16 protein-coding genes and 1 pseudogene are annotated in these 14,318 nt (G+C 64.0%); 13 read left to right on the top strand and 4 right to left on the bottom strand.

The genetic code is table 11. The features are described from left to right. Positions 1–127: 127 nt before the first annotated feature. The 9 genes from N2K98_RS10160 to N2K98_RS10200 all read left to right on the top strand — a co-directional run bounded on the left by N2K98_RS10160 (position 128) and on the right by N2K98_RS10200 (position 6,278). Entirely contained in the window at positions 128–1,213 is a 1,086-nt protein-coding gene (locus N2K98_RS10160; RefSeq protein WP_227921218.1) for an S-(hydroxymethyl)mycothiol dehydrogenase, read from the top strand. Next, complete coding sequence (locus tag N2K98_RS10165) at positions 1,213–1,854, top strand: MBL fold metallo-hydrolase (RefSeq protein ID WP_229951738.1); 642 nt, start codon at positions 1,213–1,215, stop codon at positions 1,852–1,854. Before N2K98_RS10160 ends, N2K98_RS10165 begins: the two co-directional genes overlap by 1 nt. 55 nt (positions 1,855–1,909) lie before the next feature. Continuing rightward, a complete protein-coding gene (locus N2K98_RS10170; protein WP_255865731.1) occupies positions 1,910–2,452 on the top strand; it encodes a hypothetical protein in 543 nt (180 codons plus the stop codon). Positions 2,453–2,496: 44 nt separating this feature from the next. Next, the gene (locus tag N2K98_RS10175) at positions 2,497–2,943 is read left to right on the top strand and encodes a hypothetical protein (RefSeq protein WP_255865732.1); all 447 of its coding nucleotides are present in this window, start codon (positions 2,497–2,499) and stop codon (positions 2,941–2,943) included. A gap of 79 nt (positions 2,944–3,022) precedes the next feature. Continuing rightward, positions 3,023–3,601, top strand: coding sequence for a hypothetical protein (locus tag N2K98_RS10180; protein ID WP_255797530.1), 579 nt, complete (start codon positions 3,023–3,025; stop codon positions 3,599–3,601). Positions 3,602–3,667: 66 nt separating this feature from the next. Then, positions 3,668–4,486 (top strand): DUF427 domain-containing protein, encoded by an 819-nt coding sequence (locus N2K98_RS10185; RefSeq protein ID WP_255797529.1) that lies wholly within the window; start codon positions 3,668–3,670, stop codon positions 4,484–4,486. A 350-nt stretch (positions 4,487–4,836) separates the two neighbouring features. Continuing rightward, complete coding sequence (locus N2K98_RS10190; RefSeq protein WP_227921207.1) at positions 4,837–5,112, top strand: hypothetical protein; 276 nt, start codon at positions 4,837–4,839, stop codon at positions 5,110–5,112. A 21-nt stretch (positions 5,113–5,133) separates the two neighbouring features. After that, the gene (locus N2K98_RS10195; RefSeq protein WP_255865733.1) at positions 5,134–5,553 is read left to right on the top strand and encodes a hypothetical protein; all 420 of its coding nucleotides are present in this window, start codon (positions 5,134–5,136) and stop codon (positions 5,551–5,553) included. Between the two features lie 2 nt (positions 5,554–5,555). Continuing rightward, positions 5,556–6,278 carry an SDR family oxidoreductase gene (locus tag N2K98_RS10200; protein WP_255865734.1) on the top strand — a complete coding sequence of 241 codons (723 nt, stop codon included), beginning with the start codon at positions 5,556–5,558 and terminating at the stop codon, positions 6,276–6,278. On the opposite strand, the gene N2K98_RS10205 is transcribed toward N2K98_RS10200, so the two are convergent. Beyond that, positions 6,251–6,985, bottom strand: a complete 735-nt coding sequence (locus tag N2K98_RS10205; RefSeq protein ID WP_255865735.1) for an NADPH-dependent F420 reductase — start codon at positions 6,983–6,985, stop codon at positions 6,251–6,253. The two genes, N2K98_RS10200 and N2K98_RS10205, sit on opposite strands and share 28 nt — an antisense overlap. Before the next feature lie 4 nt (positions 6,986–6,989). Next, positions 6,990–7,862, bottom strand: a complete 873-nt coding sequence (locus N2K98_RS10210; protein ID WP_255865736.1) for a helix-turn-helix domain-containing protein — start codon at positions 7,860–7,862, stop codon at positions 6,990–6,992. A gap of 150 nt (positions 7,863–8,012) precedes the next feature. Between N2K98_RS10210 and N2K98_RS10215 the strand changes: the two genes are divergently transcribed. Both N2K98_RS10215 and N2K98_RS10220 read left to right on the top strand, forming a co-directional pair. Next, positions 8,013–8,696 carry an SDR family NAD(P)-dependent oxidoreductase gene (locus N2K98_RS10215; protein WP_255797521.1) on the top strand — a complete coding sequence of 228 codons (684 nt, stop codon included), beginning with the start codon at positions 8,013–8,015 and terminating at the stop codon, positions 8,694–8,696. Between the two features lie 16 nt (positions 8,697–8,712). Next, positions 8,713–9,936 carry an MFS transporter gene (locus tag N2K98_RS10220; RefSeq protein WP_255865737.1) on the top strand — a complete coding sequence of 408 codons (1,224 nt, stop codon included), beginning with the start codon at positions 8,713–8,715 and terminating at the stop codon, positions 9,934–9,936. A 71-nt stretch (positions 9,937–10,007) separates the two neighbouring features. On the opposite strand, the gene N2K98_RS10225 is transcribed toward N2K98_RS10220, so the two are convergent. After that, positions 10,008–10,508, bottom strand: coding sequence for an NADPH-dependent F420 reductase (locus N2K98_RS10225; protein ID WP_255865738.1), 501 nt, complete (start codon positions 10,506–10,508; stop codon positions 10,008–10,010). A 408-nt stretch (positions 10,509–10,916) separates the two neighbouring features. On the opposite strand from N2K98_RS10225, the gene N2K98_RS10230 reads away from it, so the two are divergent. Then, positions 10,917–12,548, top strand: coding sequence for a DHA2 family efflux MFS transporter permease subunit (locus N2K98_RS10230; protein ID WP_255865739.1), 1,632 nt, complete (start codon positions 10,917–10,919; stop codon positions 12,546–12,548). Positions 12,549–12,571: 23 nt separating this feature from the next. On the opposite strand, the pseudogene N2K98_RS10235 reads toward N2K98_RS10230, so the two are convergent. Continuing rightward, positions 12,572–12,757: pseudogene (locus tag N2K98_RS10235) on the bottom strand (MerR family DNA-binding transcriptional regulator); the annotation flags it as partial. A 194-nt stretch (positions 12,758–12,951) separates the two neighbouring features. Here N2K98_RS10235 and N2K98_RS10240 point away from each other — a divergent pair. Further along, positions 12,952–14,286: an NtaA/DmoA family FMN-dependent monooxygenase gene (locus N2K98_RS10240; protein WP_255865740.1), complete on the top strand. Its 1,335-nt coding sequence runs from the start codon at positions 12,952–12,954 to the stop codon at positions 14,284–14,286. Positions 14,287–14,318 lie beyond the last annotated feature (32 nt).

The raw sequence follows: 14,318 nt of genomic DNA on the forward strand, positions 1-14,318 counted from the left end.
CCTGACGGTTGAGCCGGGAGCGGAAGGGCAATTCCGGCTTCGCCCCCGGCGCCCCGGGTCCATAGGATGGGAAGCGGGATGCTGGACTCAGGCTTCCCGCCCGGACATCGAAAGAGGCAGCACACTCATGGTTCATAAGGTTCAGGCCGTAGTCGTCAAGGAAAAGAACGCCCCCGTCTCCCTGGAGACCATCCTGGTTCCGGACCCCGGACCCGGCGAAGCGCTGGTGGACATCCTCACCTGCGGCGTCTGCCATACCGACCTGCACTACAAGCAGGGCGCCATCAATGACGACTATCCGTTCCTGCTCGGGCACGAAGCCACCGGCGTCGTCTCCGCCGTCGGCCCCGACGTCACCGAGGTAGCCCCCGGAGACCGTGTGGTGCTGAACTGGCGCGCCGTGTGCGGCGAATGCCGCGCCTGCCGCAAGGGCGAGCCGCAGTACTGCTTCAACACCGCCAACGCCACGCAGAAGATGACTCTGGAGGACGGCACCGAGCTGACGCCCGCCCTGGGCATCGGCGCGTTCGCCGAGAAGACCCTTGTCGCCGCCGGCCAGTGCACCAAGGTGGACGACGACGTCGACGCCGCCGCGGTGGGCCTGCTCGGCTGCGGCGTTATGGCCGGCATCGGTGCCGCCATCAACACCGGCGCCGTGCAGCGCGGGGAATCCGTGGCCGTGATCGGCTGCGGCGGCGTGGGCATTGCCGCCGTCGCCGGCGCAAAGCTGGCCGGAGCCACCACCATCATCGCCGTGGACATCGACTCGGCCAAGGTTGAACTGGCCATGGCCCAGGGCGCCACGCACGGCATCAACTCCAAGGACGAAGATCCGGTGGAAGCCATCCGCGCCCTCACCGGCGGCTTCGGCGCCGACGTCGTGATTGACGCGGTGGGACGCCCGGAAACCTATAAGCAGGCCTTCTACGCCCGTGACCTCGCCGGCCGCGTGGTGCTGGTGGGTGTGCCGAACCCGGAGATGAAGATCGAACTGCCGCTGGCGGACGTGTTCGGCCGCGGCGGCTCCCTGAAGTCCTCCTGGTACGGCGACTGCCTGCCCTCCCGGGACTTCCCCATGCTGGTGGAACAGTACAAACTCGGCCGGCTGGACCTGGATGCCTTCGTCACCGAGCGCATCGGCCTGGGCGACATCGAGGAAGCCTTCACCAAGATGCATGACGGCAAGGTCCTGCGTTCGGTGGTGGAACTGTAATGTTCCGCATCGACAACGTGGTCACCTCGGGAACCTTCTCCCTGGACGGCGGCACCTGGGACGTGGACAACAACGTCTGGATTGTCGGCGACGACCTCCAGGTGATCGTCATCGACCCGGCGCACAACATCAACGCGATCGCCGAAGCCGTGGGTGACCGGGAGGTCATGGCCATCCTGCTCACCCACGGGCATGACGACCACATCCGCGCCGTCGGCAAGGCCCGGGACCGCTTCAGCGCCCCGGTGTTCCTGCACGCCGCGGACCGGATGCTGTGGGACGCCGTATTCCCCGACGAGGGACCGGACGATGTGATCGAGGACGGCGACACGTTCGAGATTGCCGGCCACACGCTGCGCGCCCTGCACACGCCGGGGCACTCCCCCGGATCGGTCTGCTTCTCGCTGGCCGCCGGCGAGGACGTTCCGGAGCCCGTGGTCTTCAGCGGCGACACGCTGTTTCAGGGCGGCCCCGGTGCCACGGGCCGTTCCTACAGCGACTTCCCGACCATCATCGAATCCATCCGGGAACGCCTGCTGACGCTGCCGGCGGAGACGAAGGTGCTCACCGGGCACGGGGATTCGACGTCGATCGCCGCCGAAGGTCCGCACCTGCAGGAATGGATCGACCGGGGGCACTAGGACCCGCCGGGATCTTCCATGCGCATGCCTTGACCGCAGGGGTTAGGGTGTGCGCATGGGGGATTCTCGCGCACAGCTGCTGGATTTGTCCGTCGACGAAGCCGACGCCGAAGGGCATTTAGTCCGGGTGCGGGACTGGTTCCGCCGCACCGGGTGGAGCGAAGCCGATCCTGCCGCCTATGACGAGTACTACGAGATGTACCCCGCCGATTCCTTTGGAGAGCGCAGTTCCAGGCTGTTTGCGGGAAACGGCGTGTACTCGTTTGTGCCCCTTCACGGCATCTACATTGGCGGCGGTGATTCCTACGGTCCGCGTTGCCGGAAATGCGGCACGGAATACGACCTCGACGAAGCTGTCCAGCTGGCCATTGCCTGGTCGGACAGCCACGTGGAGCCGGTCCTGTCGTGTACGAGCTGTTCCAGGCAGGAGAGGATGGGCGACTGGGAGATCCTGGGTTCCCTGACGGTGGCCTCCTTCGCCATCATCGTCGATGTCCACGACCATTCGTTGAATTCCGATCCACTCATCGCCGCCCTGCTGGAAGAACTCCGCAGCCAGCTTGGCGGACGCTGGGTCCATATGGTCGAGAACATCTGATCTGCGGGGAGCCCTGCTCTCCAGAGCTGGGTTAGGGTCAGCGCATGGGAGATCACTGGGAACAGCTGCTGGATCTGTCCGTGGATGAGGCCGGCGCGGAAGAGCGCCTTCAGGAAGTCCGAAACTGGCTCAGGACCAACGGCTGGACCAAGGCTGATCCGGACGCCTGCAAGGTCTACTTCGAGACGCGCCCGGCAGACGCCTTCGGCCCCCGAACGGGTGACTGCTATGCCTTTGTTGCCAAGCGGGACCTCTACCATGCCGGTGACGGTGCAGGCGGACCAGTGTGCCGAAGATGCGGGACGGAACTTCCGCTGATGTCAGTCATCTCCCGGATAAGTGACTGGGACCAGGGCGGGGCCGAACCCCTCCTCACCTGCACGGAATGCTCCTGGACTGCACTGCTTGGAGATTGGAAGATTTCCTCATGCATGGCCGTGGCACACCTCGCATCATTGACCACACCTGGTCGAACCTCGCCGACCCGCTGATGGAGGCACTGCGGACGGATCTCGGCGGTCGCTGGGCCTATGTCCACCGCCACCTTTAGCCCTGCGTTAGGGTATGCGCATGGGGGATACTCGTGCACAGCTGCTGGATTTGTCCGTGGACGACGCAAACGCCGAAGCGCGCATGCACGAGGTACGGAAATGGTTCCGGGACAACGGTTGGAGCGCACCCGACCCACAGGTCTACGACTACCGGCACAGCCAGGAAGTGTCCGACGGACCCGGACCCCTTCTCATGGGGCAACTGGATCCCCGCCGGCCATACTTTGTCTTCACCTTTATTCCCGGCCTCGACGTCTATTACCTGGGCGACAGCACGGGCGGACCGAAGTGCCGGAAATGCGGTGAGGAACTGGACATCGACAAGGTTGCCAGGATGATCCAGGGGTGGCTGGACTCGGGTCAGGAACCGGACTTGACCTGTCCCCGCTGCTCATGGCACGCCCCCTGGGGGCGCTGGGAGCTCAGCACCTCCCTGGTTGTCGCCTCGTTTGCCGTCATCATCGACCGGGACTGGCATGTCCCGATCGGCCAGGATTGGCGTACCGCGGTGGATCCGTACGAACTTCCGCGGCATTTTGTGGAGCAGTTACAGGCCGATCTCGGCGGGCATTGGGTGTTTATGTATTTTCACGACTAAGACCTTGCGAAGCGGCCGAATCCGCAGGCCCTTGTATCGGGTGGCAGCCCGCCAGAAACTTGTTCCATGGCCCTGCACATCAGTCCCGCTTTCTGGAAACTCCTGCCGGAGCTGCGCTACGAACCCACGCCGCGGCGTATCCGGGCACAGCTCGGCGGCAACACCGTGGTGGATTCCACCAGTGCGGTGCTGGCCTATGAGCCGAGGCGGGTCACCCCCATCTACGCCGTACCCGCCGGAGATATCTCAGCGGAGGTGACGGCTGCTTCCGAGCCCGACGGCGACCCGCTGGCCGAGGTGCCGCCGGGCGCCCTGATGGACCCGCGCTATCCGTTCTCCGCGCACACTGCCCCCGGCCAGCCACTGGACCTGCGCGCAGGTGCGCATGAGCTGCCCGGTGCGGGGTTCCGTCCGGATGATGCAGATCTTGGCGGGTATGTGTTGCTGGACTTCAATGCGTTCGACCGGTGGCTGGAGGAAGACCAGGTGGTCGAGGGGCACCCCCGGGATCCCTTCCACCGGGTCGACGCCGTGGACTCCTCGCGTGCCGTGCGGGTGCACCTGGACGGACAGCTGCTGGCCGAGACCCGCCAGCCGCTGCTCGTGTACGAAACCATGCTTCCGCCGCGGACCTACTTTCCACGCTCGGACGTGGACTGGGACGTCCTCAACGCATCGACCTTCCGGTCCGTCTGCCCGTACAAGGGGACGGCGAACTACTGGTCGGTGACCGGGCATCCGGCGGGAACTGACCTGGCCTGGTCGTATGAACGGGTGCTGCCCGACTCGGCGCAGCTCAAGGACCGGGTCTCGTTCTTCGACGAGCGCACCGACGTGTACGTGGACGACGCCAAACAGGAAATCAACTCCCTGTTCCGCTTCTAAGGCTGCTTCAGTCCGCAGTATCGGCGATCTGGATGAGGTTGCCGACGGTGTCGGAGGGATCCCGTCCGATACCAGCGCCTCCGTGAATGGCGCGACGGCGGGATGCCCGGCCGGTTCGAGCAGCAGTTCCACCCCGGCGTCCTCCCCCGGCACCCCCACGGTCAGCCAGCGCGCCCCGCCCGCCGGCACATCCTGCCGCTGTTCGAATCCCAGCACCCGGCTATCCGGTGCACCAGGCAAATGCGGGAGGGGGTCCTGTCAAACCCCCGGCTGTGCGGGGCACTGGCCGCTGATAACCAGAATTCGTAGCGTTGATGGCCCAACACCGCATCAGAAAGGAAGACCACGCCATGTCAACGCCTAATGAATCGTACGAACTTGCCCGCCGCCGCGTCATCGCGAAGACCATTTACAAAGGGGTGGTCGGTCTCTGGCTGCTGCTCGCGGTCCTTCAGGTCGCTATCTGGTACTTCACGACGCCGGACGGGTACTTCTGGCCGGTCTGGCCGATCCTGGGGACTCTTGTCGCCGCGGTCATTGCGGGGATCCCTGTCTACGCAGGCCGTCCCGCCATATCGGATCGCCGAATTGAAGCCGAAGTGGCTCGGATGCGGCGAGACGGCTGACCCGTACCGGGAGGGAACATCATGCTCGACAGCACTCACCAGGTCATCGCCGGCGTCGTTCTCCTCACCGTCATCGGCATCGCATACGGCGGCCGGTTCGTCTTTACAGCGGTAACCGGACGATTCCCGGCGAATGACCTCCAAAAGAGCTTTTTCCGTGCCGGCCACGCTCACGCGGGAGTGCTTGTTATCCTTGGCCTCCTGATCATGGTGATCGTGCAGGCGAACGGCGTGCCCGAGCCGTTCGCCACGATTTCCCTCGGCGTCCTCGTGGCTGCAATCCTGATGCCCACCGGTTTTTTCGTCTCCGTGATCGGTCAGGATCCCGCACGGCCCAACCGGGCCATTATGCTTCTGTGGATTGGAGCGGCCGTGCTGGGCGTCGGCCTGCTGGCCGCCGGCGTCGGACTCATCATTCAGGGAATCACGTCAGCGCCATGAACATGACTGAGACAGTTGCACTGGTAACCGGAGCGAACAGGGGGCTGGGACGGGAGTTCGTGATCCAGCTGGTTGAGCGGGGTGCACGGAAGATCTACGCGACAACCCGTCAGCCCGGAAAGGTCAGCCTCCTTGAGCAGCTCGGAGCACCCGGCCAGGTTGAGGCGCTCGTAGTGGACATCACCGATCCGGCCACCGTTGAGGCGGCGGCCGCCGCGGCGACGGATGTGAATCTGCTGATCAACAATGCGGGCATTGCCACGGCCACGAATCTGCTGACTGGGGACCTCGGCCGTATCCGGGCAGAAATGGACACCCATTTCTGGGGCACCCTGGCAATGACACGGGCCTTCGCGCCGATCCTCGGTTCCAACGGCGGCGGCGCGATCATGAATGTCATGTCCCTGCTGTCCTTCCGCTCGTATCCCGGAAACGGTGCCTACGCTGCCGCGAAGGGCGCCGAGTGGCAGCTCACCAACAGCACGCGCCTGGAGCTTGCCGGCCAGGGCACGCATGTGATGGGCGTGCACCTCTCTTCCACCGATACCGACATGATGAAGGGCTGGGACATTCCCAAGAACGACCCCAGCGTGATCATCTCCGATGTGCTGGATGCCCTGCTGAAGGGGTCGCACGAGTTTCTGGATGCAGACACGCAAGCCGTCAAGGACCAGCTGAGCCTGCCTCCCGAAGCTCTTTACGCAGGCATGGGCCCCTTCGCCTGAGCCGCTGCCGGGGTTGAGATGACGGACCGTTGAGCGCGCTGCAGATTGCGGATGAGTTCCTCGCGGCTTTGTCCATCGACGTGGTGGCGCCACATCGGCGTACCGGGGCTGCTGCGCCAGGATTCGCTTAGGGGGCTGTTATCAACTGCGTCGAAACCTAGATCGTCATAGAACCGGGTCACCAGTTCGACGGCCTCCGGATAGTCGCTGGAGACGACCAGCGCTTTACGGTCTGGGGCTCCGGCCGGTCGCGCCAGCCGCATGATGGCCGGCAGCGCGTCGCTGGGGACACGGAGGTGGAAGCGCTCATGGAACTGGACGTGGTTGAACGCCTTGACGACCTTCGAGGCGGGCAGCTGTTCCTGACGTAACTCATGGACTGTCTTGAGGCCGGAGTCGACGTCGGGGAAGTTCCCGTCGCGCCAGACCATGTAATTGTTGTTGTCGATCACGACCTTTCCTGCGAGTTCCTGCACCGGCAGCCGGTCACCGGGCGCGTACGGGAACGCGGTGACGGCGAAGTCGGCTGCAGCCGCGGCCTCTGCCGCGTAGGCGGCGCGCGCCCGCCGTCCCAGGTCATTGACCAGCCGCCGCAAGGTTTCGGGTCCCCGCGAATTCGCGATAACGACGTCGTAGCCCGCCGCCGTTGCCACCCGGGCAAGCGTTGCTCCGGCCTGGCCTGCGCCGAGGATGCCGATAGTAGTCACGGTATTACTCCCTGGTCAGTCTGGCGCCGGTTTGCGGATGATCCTGACTCGTGTTCGTCGAGAAGGCCGCGGAGGCAAGGAGTGCAAGTTTCTCGGCATTGTCCGAGCCGGCGTCGGGGTGGTAAATGACGAGCATCAGTCCGTCCGCTCCGTTGATGCCCAGCCGCTCCCGGTTGAGAGTTATTTCCCCGACCTGCGGATGGTTGAGCCGCATCGGTGTGCCTCTCTGGGCCCGCACTTCATGCCGCGCCCACATCCGGCGGAAGTAGGGGCTCGCCAGCGAAAGCTCTCCGACGAGTTCAATGAAACGGGGATTATCGACATCCTTGCCCACGGACTGCCGAAGGTTCGCAATGAAGCACTCCGTCACCACTTCCCACTCCGGATAAAGGGCCTGCTCTGCCGGGTCGAGGAACATGTCCCTCAGCTGGTTCCCCCCGAGATCAAGACGCGGCGAGAGCGCTTTCGCCAGGCTGTTCGCGGCCAGGATATCGAAGTACCGCCCCTCGATGAAGGCGGGCTGGGCGAGCGAATCCAGCAGCTTGAGTGCACCAGCGGGAGCGGTTTCCTTGGACGGTCGGCGAACGCGCTGCCGGGGAACGTCCGCGACCAGCGTGAGCAGGTACGCGAGGTGGTCGTCGTCAAGTTGGAGCACGCGGGCGATGGACTCGAGGACCTGCACGGACGGGTGCCGGTCCCGTCCACGCTCCAACCGCAGGTAGTAATCGGCGCTGATGCCGGCGAGCATGGCCACTTCCTCGCGCCGCAGTCCGGGCACGCGCCGCACACCTATGTCCGGGATGCCGGCCTGCTTCGGTGTTACCAGCTCGCGCCTGGCCCGCAGGTAGTCGCCAAGGGCGTTCGATGTCTTACTCATGGGAGCCAGCCTAGGACCTGGCAGGGCAGGAGGGACAGCGGCAGAGGGGGTCCTGCCACTCCCCCGGCTGGACAGGGCTCTGGCCGGTGGAAGCAGGCATTCGTAGCGTTGCAGTGGTTCAGCTGGAGCTGGCCTACCGAGAGGACAAAAATGACCGTCACACTAATCACCGGGGCGAACAAGGGCATCGGATTCGAGACTGCCAGGCAACTGCTGGAGTTGGGGCATGTCGTTTACATAGGTGCCCGTGATGCCGAGCGGGGTGAGAAAGCCGCAGCAGGGCTGGGCGCTCGATTCGTGCAGCTCGATGTAACGAATGACGCCTCAGTCACCAGCGCACTGGCGAGCATTGATGCCGCCGAGGGGCGGCTCGATGTCCTGGTGCACAACGCAGGCGTCCTGGAGACGGAGATGGACGGCCCTTCCGCCCTCCGGGCCTTCGATACCAATGCCGTAGGTATTGTCCGCGTCACGCAGGCGGCGCTCCCCCTGCTGCGCAAATCCGCCAACGCCCATGTAGTCACCATCTCGAGCAGCGCCGGGTCCTTCTGGGCGGTAACCAACCCCGATCGACCCGAGTTCGACCTGCCGCTTGCCCTCTACTCGGCGTCGAAGACGGCGGCGACCATGCTCACCGTGCAGTACGCCAAATCCCACCCCGGCATCAAGTTCAACGCGCTCGAACCCGGCACCACTGCCACGGATATGACGGCCCGCTTCGGTATCGGGAGGTCACCGGAAGAAAGCGCACGAGTCGTTGTACACCTCGCCACCCACGGCTCGGAGGGCCCAACCGGAACCCTCCGGGACGAAAACGGCGTGCTGCACTTCTAGTAGAAGGGTCACCACAATGACCGCCACCCCTGCACACATCGCCAAAGCAGACAAGACAGCCTCCTGGGGCGGTGTCGTCTCGCTCGGCCTTGGAATCTTCGCGATTGTTATGTCTGAGTTCCTGCCCGCGAGTCTCCTTCCGCGTATCGCCGGATCCCTGGACGTATCAGTCGGTGCTGCAGGACAAAGCGTGACAATGACGGCCGTCGCTGCTGTTTTCTCGGCCCTCTTTATCGCAGTGGTCCTCCCCCGCACCGATCGCCGGCGGGTCATGATCAGCCTTACCGCCTTGGCCATCCTCTCCAACGTCCTCGTTGCCCTGGCACCCGGCCTTTTCGTTCTTCTGTCCGCGCGGCTCCTGCTCGGTGTTGCCCTTGGCGGCTTCTGGGCAATGGCCACCGCCATGGCCGCTCACTTGGTGCCCGCCGACCATCTCGGCCGTGCGCTGACCGTCATCAACGCCGGTGTAGCGGTTGCAACCATCGTTGCCGTACCTCTCGGCGCCTGGCTCGGTGAGATCTGGGGATGGCGGGCCGTCTTCTTCATCGCCGCTATCGTTGCCGCTCTGGCCCTGCTCGTGCAGGCGGCCACGCTGCCGGCCGTCAGGCCTACAGGAGTGAGCGGGCTTCGCGCCCTCGGATCGACCCTTCGCTCCGGAGTGGTCGTAGTGGGATTGGTTGCGGTCCTGCTGGTCTTCGGCGGCCACTTCGGCGGATTCACGTATATCCGCCCGGCGGCAGAAACCGTGTCCGGAATCGATGCCGGTGGTCTGGCCGTGCTGCTGCTCGTGTTCGGAGCCGCCAGCGTCCTGGGCACTCTTCTCAGCGGCCCCCTGGCCGACCGTGCGCTTCGGGCCGCCGTGTTCCTCTTCCCTGCGGTATTGGGACTCGGAATGCTCGTTATGCTCCTCGCCGGCGAATCAATCACAGGCCTTTTCACCGGCGCCGCACTCTGGGGTTTTGGTTTCGGCGGAATCCCGACCGCAGTGCTCAGCTGGGGTGCCAGGACTGTACCGACACGCCTTGAGCAGATCGGCGGGCTTATCGTGACGGTCTGCAACATCGCGATCGCCGTCGGAGCGAGCGTCGGCGGAGTCCTCGTCGACGGCGCCGGGGCGACCTACGCTCTGACCGTAGGTGGAATTGCGGCGATTGTCGGCGCGTTGATACTGACGAGTCTTCCCCGTACAAAACGACAGTGGTCTCAACCGGTCAACGCACCGCGGTCAAACCAATTCTAGTGACGGGGCTGCCGCATGGCCGCGATCGCTCGTCGCTGCACTTCGCGGTAGATCGTCGTTCGAGAGACTGTTTACTCCACCAGTGCCATCGCGATTTCCCTGCCCGCGTCATCGTCGGCCGCGACGGCGATCGCCAAGCGATTCGTGTCTCCTGCCGGCGCGCCTTTGGCGTCGAGCGTCCCTGACGGGATGGCGTTCCATGCTTTCACCACTGATCGACCAAGCTGTTCGGCGACCCACAAGCTCTCGATCTGTCCGTCGTCGAGTGCCTGCATGTGCCCATCCCTGGCCGGGTAGTAGTTCGACGTGTCGATGATGATCGCGTCCCTGGGGAGGCCGGCGACGAGGGATTTGATCGCAGGCGTCCCACGGAGAGGGATCGACGTGATGAGGACTTCCACGCCCTGCACCACATCTGCGGCCTTAGCCGCCTCCGCACCTGTGGTGAGGACAACGGCTGCAATCGTTTCCGGTCCGCGTGAGGTGGCGACCTTGACCTCATATCCTGCAGCAGCGGGCTTGCGCGCCAGCGTGGAACCGATTGACCCTGCGCCGAGAATGCCGGTTTTCATATGACAGTCCTTTCGTGGACTAAGTCCAGCACATCAAGGATCCAACCTTCCAACTGTGTCAAGGCCAAGCAGAGGCGCCGGTAGAGGTGCCCACCAGCCGGTGCGCTTCGTCACATCGATGCGGGCGAACTTGACCTTCTCACTAATGGGAAGGTTGCACGATGGTTTGGTGAGTTCCCGATATCAGCCCGCTCGATGTCGCATGGCCGATATCTGCCCGCATATAGCGCGTTCTGTGCGGACACGCAGTCCTACGGCCGACTCCCGTTTACGAGACCCTTCCACAATCAGGAGAGCCCTATGTCGGCGCCTAGCCCAAACGAATCCGCCTTAGAAACCACTCCTCCAGAGACTGCTGATGGCACCCGCGCCGTCCGGTCCGATGTCCGGATGGCGCCGGGGAGCGCCATGATCATCGGGCTGCTGATGGTCTCAACCTTCGTTGTCCTGCTGAACGAAATGATGCTGGGCGTAGCCCTGCCGACTCTGATTGCCGACCTGGACATCACTCCGACAACCGGTCAGTGGCTGACGACGGGTTACTTGCTGACGCTGGCCGTGCTTATTCCTGCCACCGGGTTCGTGATGCGAAGGTTCACGACCCGTGCGATCTTCCTTGGTTCCATGAGCCTGTTCCTGATCGGTACGGTCATCGCCGTTATCGCTCCGGGGTTCGGTGTCCTCTTGGCCGGACGCATTATCCAGGCGGTGGGCACCGCGGTGTTCGTTCCCCTGCTCATCACGACTACCATGCGCCTGGTCCCCGTCTCACGCCGGGGCAGGATGATGGCCCTCGTGACGGCGGTTCCCGCCATCGCGCCGGCGGTCGGCCCCGCGGTCTCCGGGCTGATCCTGTCCCAGCTGAGCTGGCGGTGGTTGTTCATCCTCATGCTGCCGATCATCGTCGCGACATTGATCCTCGGTGCCGTGAAGCTGCGGAACGTCACCGTACCTGAGCGAGCAACCCTGGATGTGGTCTCCCTGCTGCTGTCCATCATCGGTTTCGGTGGGTTGGTCTTCGGGCTGGCGTCCATCGGCGAGTCAGTCTCCGGCCATGCACCCGTCGCCCCGTACATTCCGCTCCTCATCGGATTGATCGGCGTCGGCGCGTTCGTCTATCGTCAGATCAGGCTGCAGAGGCAACGGGAAGCATTTCTCGACACGCGAATCTTCAAGACACGCGCCTACGTCCTGCCGACGATCGTGATGACATTCGTCGCAATGAACGGCTTCGGAGTCGTCCTCGTTCTACCTCTGATCCTGACCGCCGTCCTCGGACTGAACACCCTGCAGATGGGCCTGTTCCTCTTCCCCGGCGGGGCCATGATCGCGATCGTCTCTGCACTGGGCGGCCGTGTCTACGACAAGGTGGGACCGAAGCCCCTGGCGATTCCCGGCTCGATCATCTGGGCGGCCTCCATCTGGTTCCTGACCACCATTGACGAGAACACCAGCGTATGGCTGGCTCTGGGTACGTATCTGGTGATCACCGGAACGCAGGCACTGATGTGGGCTCCGATGACCACATCAGCCCTCGGATCACTGCCAACCGAGCTGTACTCCCACGGCACCGCTGCTTCTCCACTGTCCAGCAACTGGCCGGCGCCGCCGGCGGCGCGATCCTCATCTCCGCCTTCACCATCGGAGCGAACGCAGCCCACCCCGGAGCGCTCGACCTCGCCCAGAGCATCGCCGCCGGACGGGCCGCATTCACTGTCGCCGCGATCCTCGCCCTCGGTGCCGTCATCGGCACATTGTTCGTCAGCAAGGCCGGCCCCGCAGCCGACGAAGCCTGAACAAGGCCGGAAGCGTCAGTGTGCCGCTTCCGGCTCACCTACCTCGGGGATATCGGTGCCCTATCCGGATTATGCTGACTGCTTCGGAGAGACGGCAGCACGGTCGATCGCTTCGATGTATCGGGTAATCGAGTCACGGTTGTGGATGAGGAAGTCGATCTTCTCTGTCATGCGGTCCCGCTCCGTGGACAGGAGCTCCCGCAGCCCGGGTTCGGCGTTTCTCACGACAATCGTTTGTGGCTGATCCAGACACGGCAGGATGTCGGAAATGATCCGCGTCGGAATTCCGGTATCCACCAGCCCCCGGATTTTCCTCACTCGATCAACCAGATATTCGTCGTACGTTCGGTAGCCGTTAGCCAAGCGACGCGGTGAAATGAGGCCCTGTTCCTCGTAGTACCGCAGCATCCGGGCAGGAACACCGGTCTTCTTCGCGAGCTCACCAATTCGCATAAACCCTTCCCGATTCTCCAAGCCCAGCACGATTTGACCTTAACACTAGTGTCAGTGTTGATACTGGACAAACCGAACGTCTCTGCCGCAACCCCGTGGGGCCTCATTCAAGGCAATGCCCTGGACCCGACGCCAAGCACCACGTCGACCACCATCACAAGCAGCACATGAGAACAGCTGTACGAGGAGAACCAATGACCAAGTCACACATGATTCTGGGTATGCATCTGGGTAACGGATACGGATCGCAGGGCTCCGCCTGGCGTGCACCAGGTGTGGACCCCGCGAACTACACCAGCTTCGACGCTCAGATCCGCTACGCCCAGGCCGCCGAACGCGGGAAGTTCGCCTTCCTGTTCCTTCCGGATTTCCCCGGCCTGCAGTCCGGTCTGAATCACGAAGCCCCCCAGATCACCCTCGAACCCATGATGACCCTTGCGGCGATCGCCCGGGCCACGGAGCGCATCGGTCTTGTCGCCACTGGCTCTACAACCTTCAACGAGCCCTTCAATCTAGCCCGTCAGTTCAAGGCCCTCGACGTGATGAGCCACGGCCGTGCCGGGTGGAACGCCGTGACGACCAGCGATCCTGCCGCTGCAGCGAACTTCGGACAGGCCATCGCGCCCCGGCCCCAGCGATACCAGCGCGCCCATGAAACCATCCAGATCGCTCAGGCCCTCTGGGGAAGCTGGCAGCAGAACGCGTGGATCAAGGACCAGGAAACCGGTCGCTTCGCCGACCCCGATAAGATCCAGCCCATTAACCTGCAGGGAGAGTACGTCGCCTCACGCGGACCGCTTCCCATCCCGCCTTCGGAGCAGGGCCAGCCCGTCATCTTCTCCGCCGGCGGAGGCGAGAACGGGCTTGAGCTGGCCGGACGCTACGCCAGCGGCGTCATCGCAGCAGTGTTCACCATCGAGGAGGCCCGCAACCAGCGTCAGGCCTACCGTGATGCCGCCCGAAGGGCAGGTCGGAACCCGGACGAGATCAAGTTCTTCGCCGGAGTCATGCCTGCCATCGGCAAGAACAAACGAGCCGCACTCGATCGACGCGTCCAATTGGGTGAGCTCACGGCAGCATCACGCGTGCCCTACCTCGGCTCGATGCTGAACCTGCACCTCGACGCCGGTCAACTCGATGAACCTCTGACACCCGCCCAACTGCAGGCCGCCTCACCAAGTCCTTTCGATCCCCGCTCCGCACGAGCACTACAGGTAGCGCGGGAAGGATGGACCATCCGCGACATACTGGCCCACGGCGTCATCGATTACCACCCCACCCCTGTCGGCGACGCGTCGGCCACCGCGGATCACATGCAGGAATGGTTTGACGCCGGTGCCTGCGACGGTTTCTGGGTCTCTATCGACGTCAATGAAGACGGCATCGACACCTTCGTCGACGAGGTTGTCCCCCTTCTGCAGGACCGCGGAATCTACCACCGGGACTACGAAGGCAGCACGCTTCGCGACCACCTCGGTGCACCCGCCCAGTACGGGCTCGATATACGTCTCACGGATCCCGTCGCATGACATCATCCACTTCGAGCCCTGGGCGGAGGAAT

Source organism: Arthrobacter jinronghuae (genome assembly GCF_025244825.1).
Classification (GTDB): Bacteria; Actinomycetota; Actinomycetes; order Actinomycetales; family Micrococcaceae; genus Arthrobacter_B; species Arthrobacter_B jinronghuae.

What these genes read in the sequence shown, in the direction of transcription:
- N2K98_RS10160 (WP_227921218.1), top strand. Translation starts at nt 128, where the DNA reads ATGGTTCATAAGGTTCAGGCCGTAGTCGTCAAGGAAAAGAACGCCCCC.
- N2K98_RS10165 (WP_229951738.1), top strand. Translation starts at nt 1,213, where the DNA reads ATGTTCCGCATCGACAACGTGGTCACCTCGGGAACCTTCTCCCTGGAC.
- N2K98_RS10170 (WP_255865731.1), top strand. Translation starts at nt 1,910, where the DNA reads ATGGGGGATTCTCGCGCACAGCTGCTGGATTTGTCCGTCGACGAAGCC.
- N2K98_RS10175 (WP_255865732.1), top strand. Translation starts at nt 2,497, where the DNA reads ATGGGAGATCACTGGGAACAGCTGCTGGATCTGTCCGTGGATGAGGCC.
- N2K98_RS10180 (WP_255797530.1), top strand. Translation starts at nt 3,023, where the DNA reads ATGGGGGATACTCGTGCACAGCTGCTGGATTTGTCCGTGGACGACGCA.
- N2K98_RS10185 (WP_255797529.1), top strand. Translation starts at nt 3,668, where the DNA reads ATGGCCCTGCACATCAGTCCCGCTTTCTGGAAACTCCTGCCGGAGCTG.
- N2K98_RS10190 (WP_227921207.1), top strand. Translation starts at nt 4,837, where the DNA reads ATGTCAACGCCTAATGAATCGTACGAACTTGCCCGCCGCCGCGTCATC.
- N2K98_RS10195 (WP_255865733.1), top strand. Translation starts at nt 5,134, where the DNA reads ATGCTCGACAGCACTCACCAGGTCATCGCCGGCGTCGTTCTCCTCACC.
- N2K98_RS10200 (WP_255865734.1), top strand. Translation starts at nt 5,556, where the DNA reads ATGACTGAGACAGTTGCACTGGTAACCGGAGCGAACAGGGGGCTGGGA.
- N2K98_RS10210 (WP_255865736.1), bottom strand. Translation starts at nt 7,862, where the DNA reads ATGAGTAAGACATCGAACGCCCTTGGCGACTACCTGCGGGCCAGGCGC.
- N2K98_RS10215 (WP_255797521.1), top strand. Translation starts at nt 8,013, where the DNA reads ATGACCGTCACACTAATCACCGGGGCGAACAAGGGCATCGGATTCGAG.
- N2K98_RS10220 (WP_255865737.1), top strand. Translation starts at nt 8,713, where the DNA reads ATGACCGCCACCCCTGCACACATCGCCAAAGCAGACAAGACAGCCTCC.
- N2K98_RS10225 (WP_255865738.1), bottom strand. Translation starts at nt 10,508, where the DNA reads ATGAAAACCGGCATTCTCGGCGCAGGGTCAATCGGTTCCACGCTGGCG.
- N2K98_RS10230 (WP_255865739.1), top strand. Translation starts at nt 10,917, where the DNA reads ATGATCATCGGGCTGCTGATGGTCTCAACCTTCGTTGTCCTGCTGAAC.
- N2K98_RS10240 (WP_255865740.1), top strand. Translation starts at nt 12,952, where the DNA reads ATGACCAAGTCACACATGATTCTGGGTATGCATCTGGGTAACGGATAC.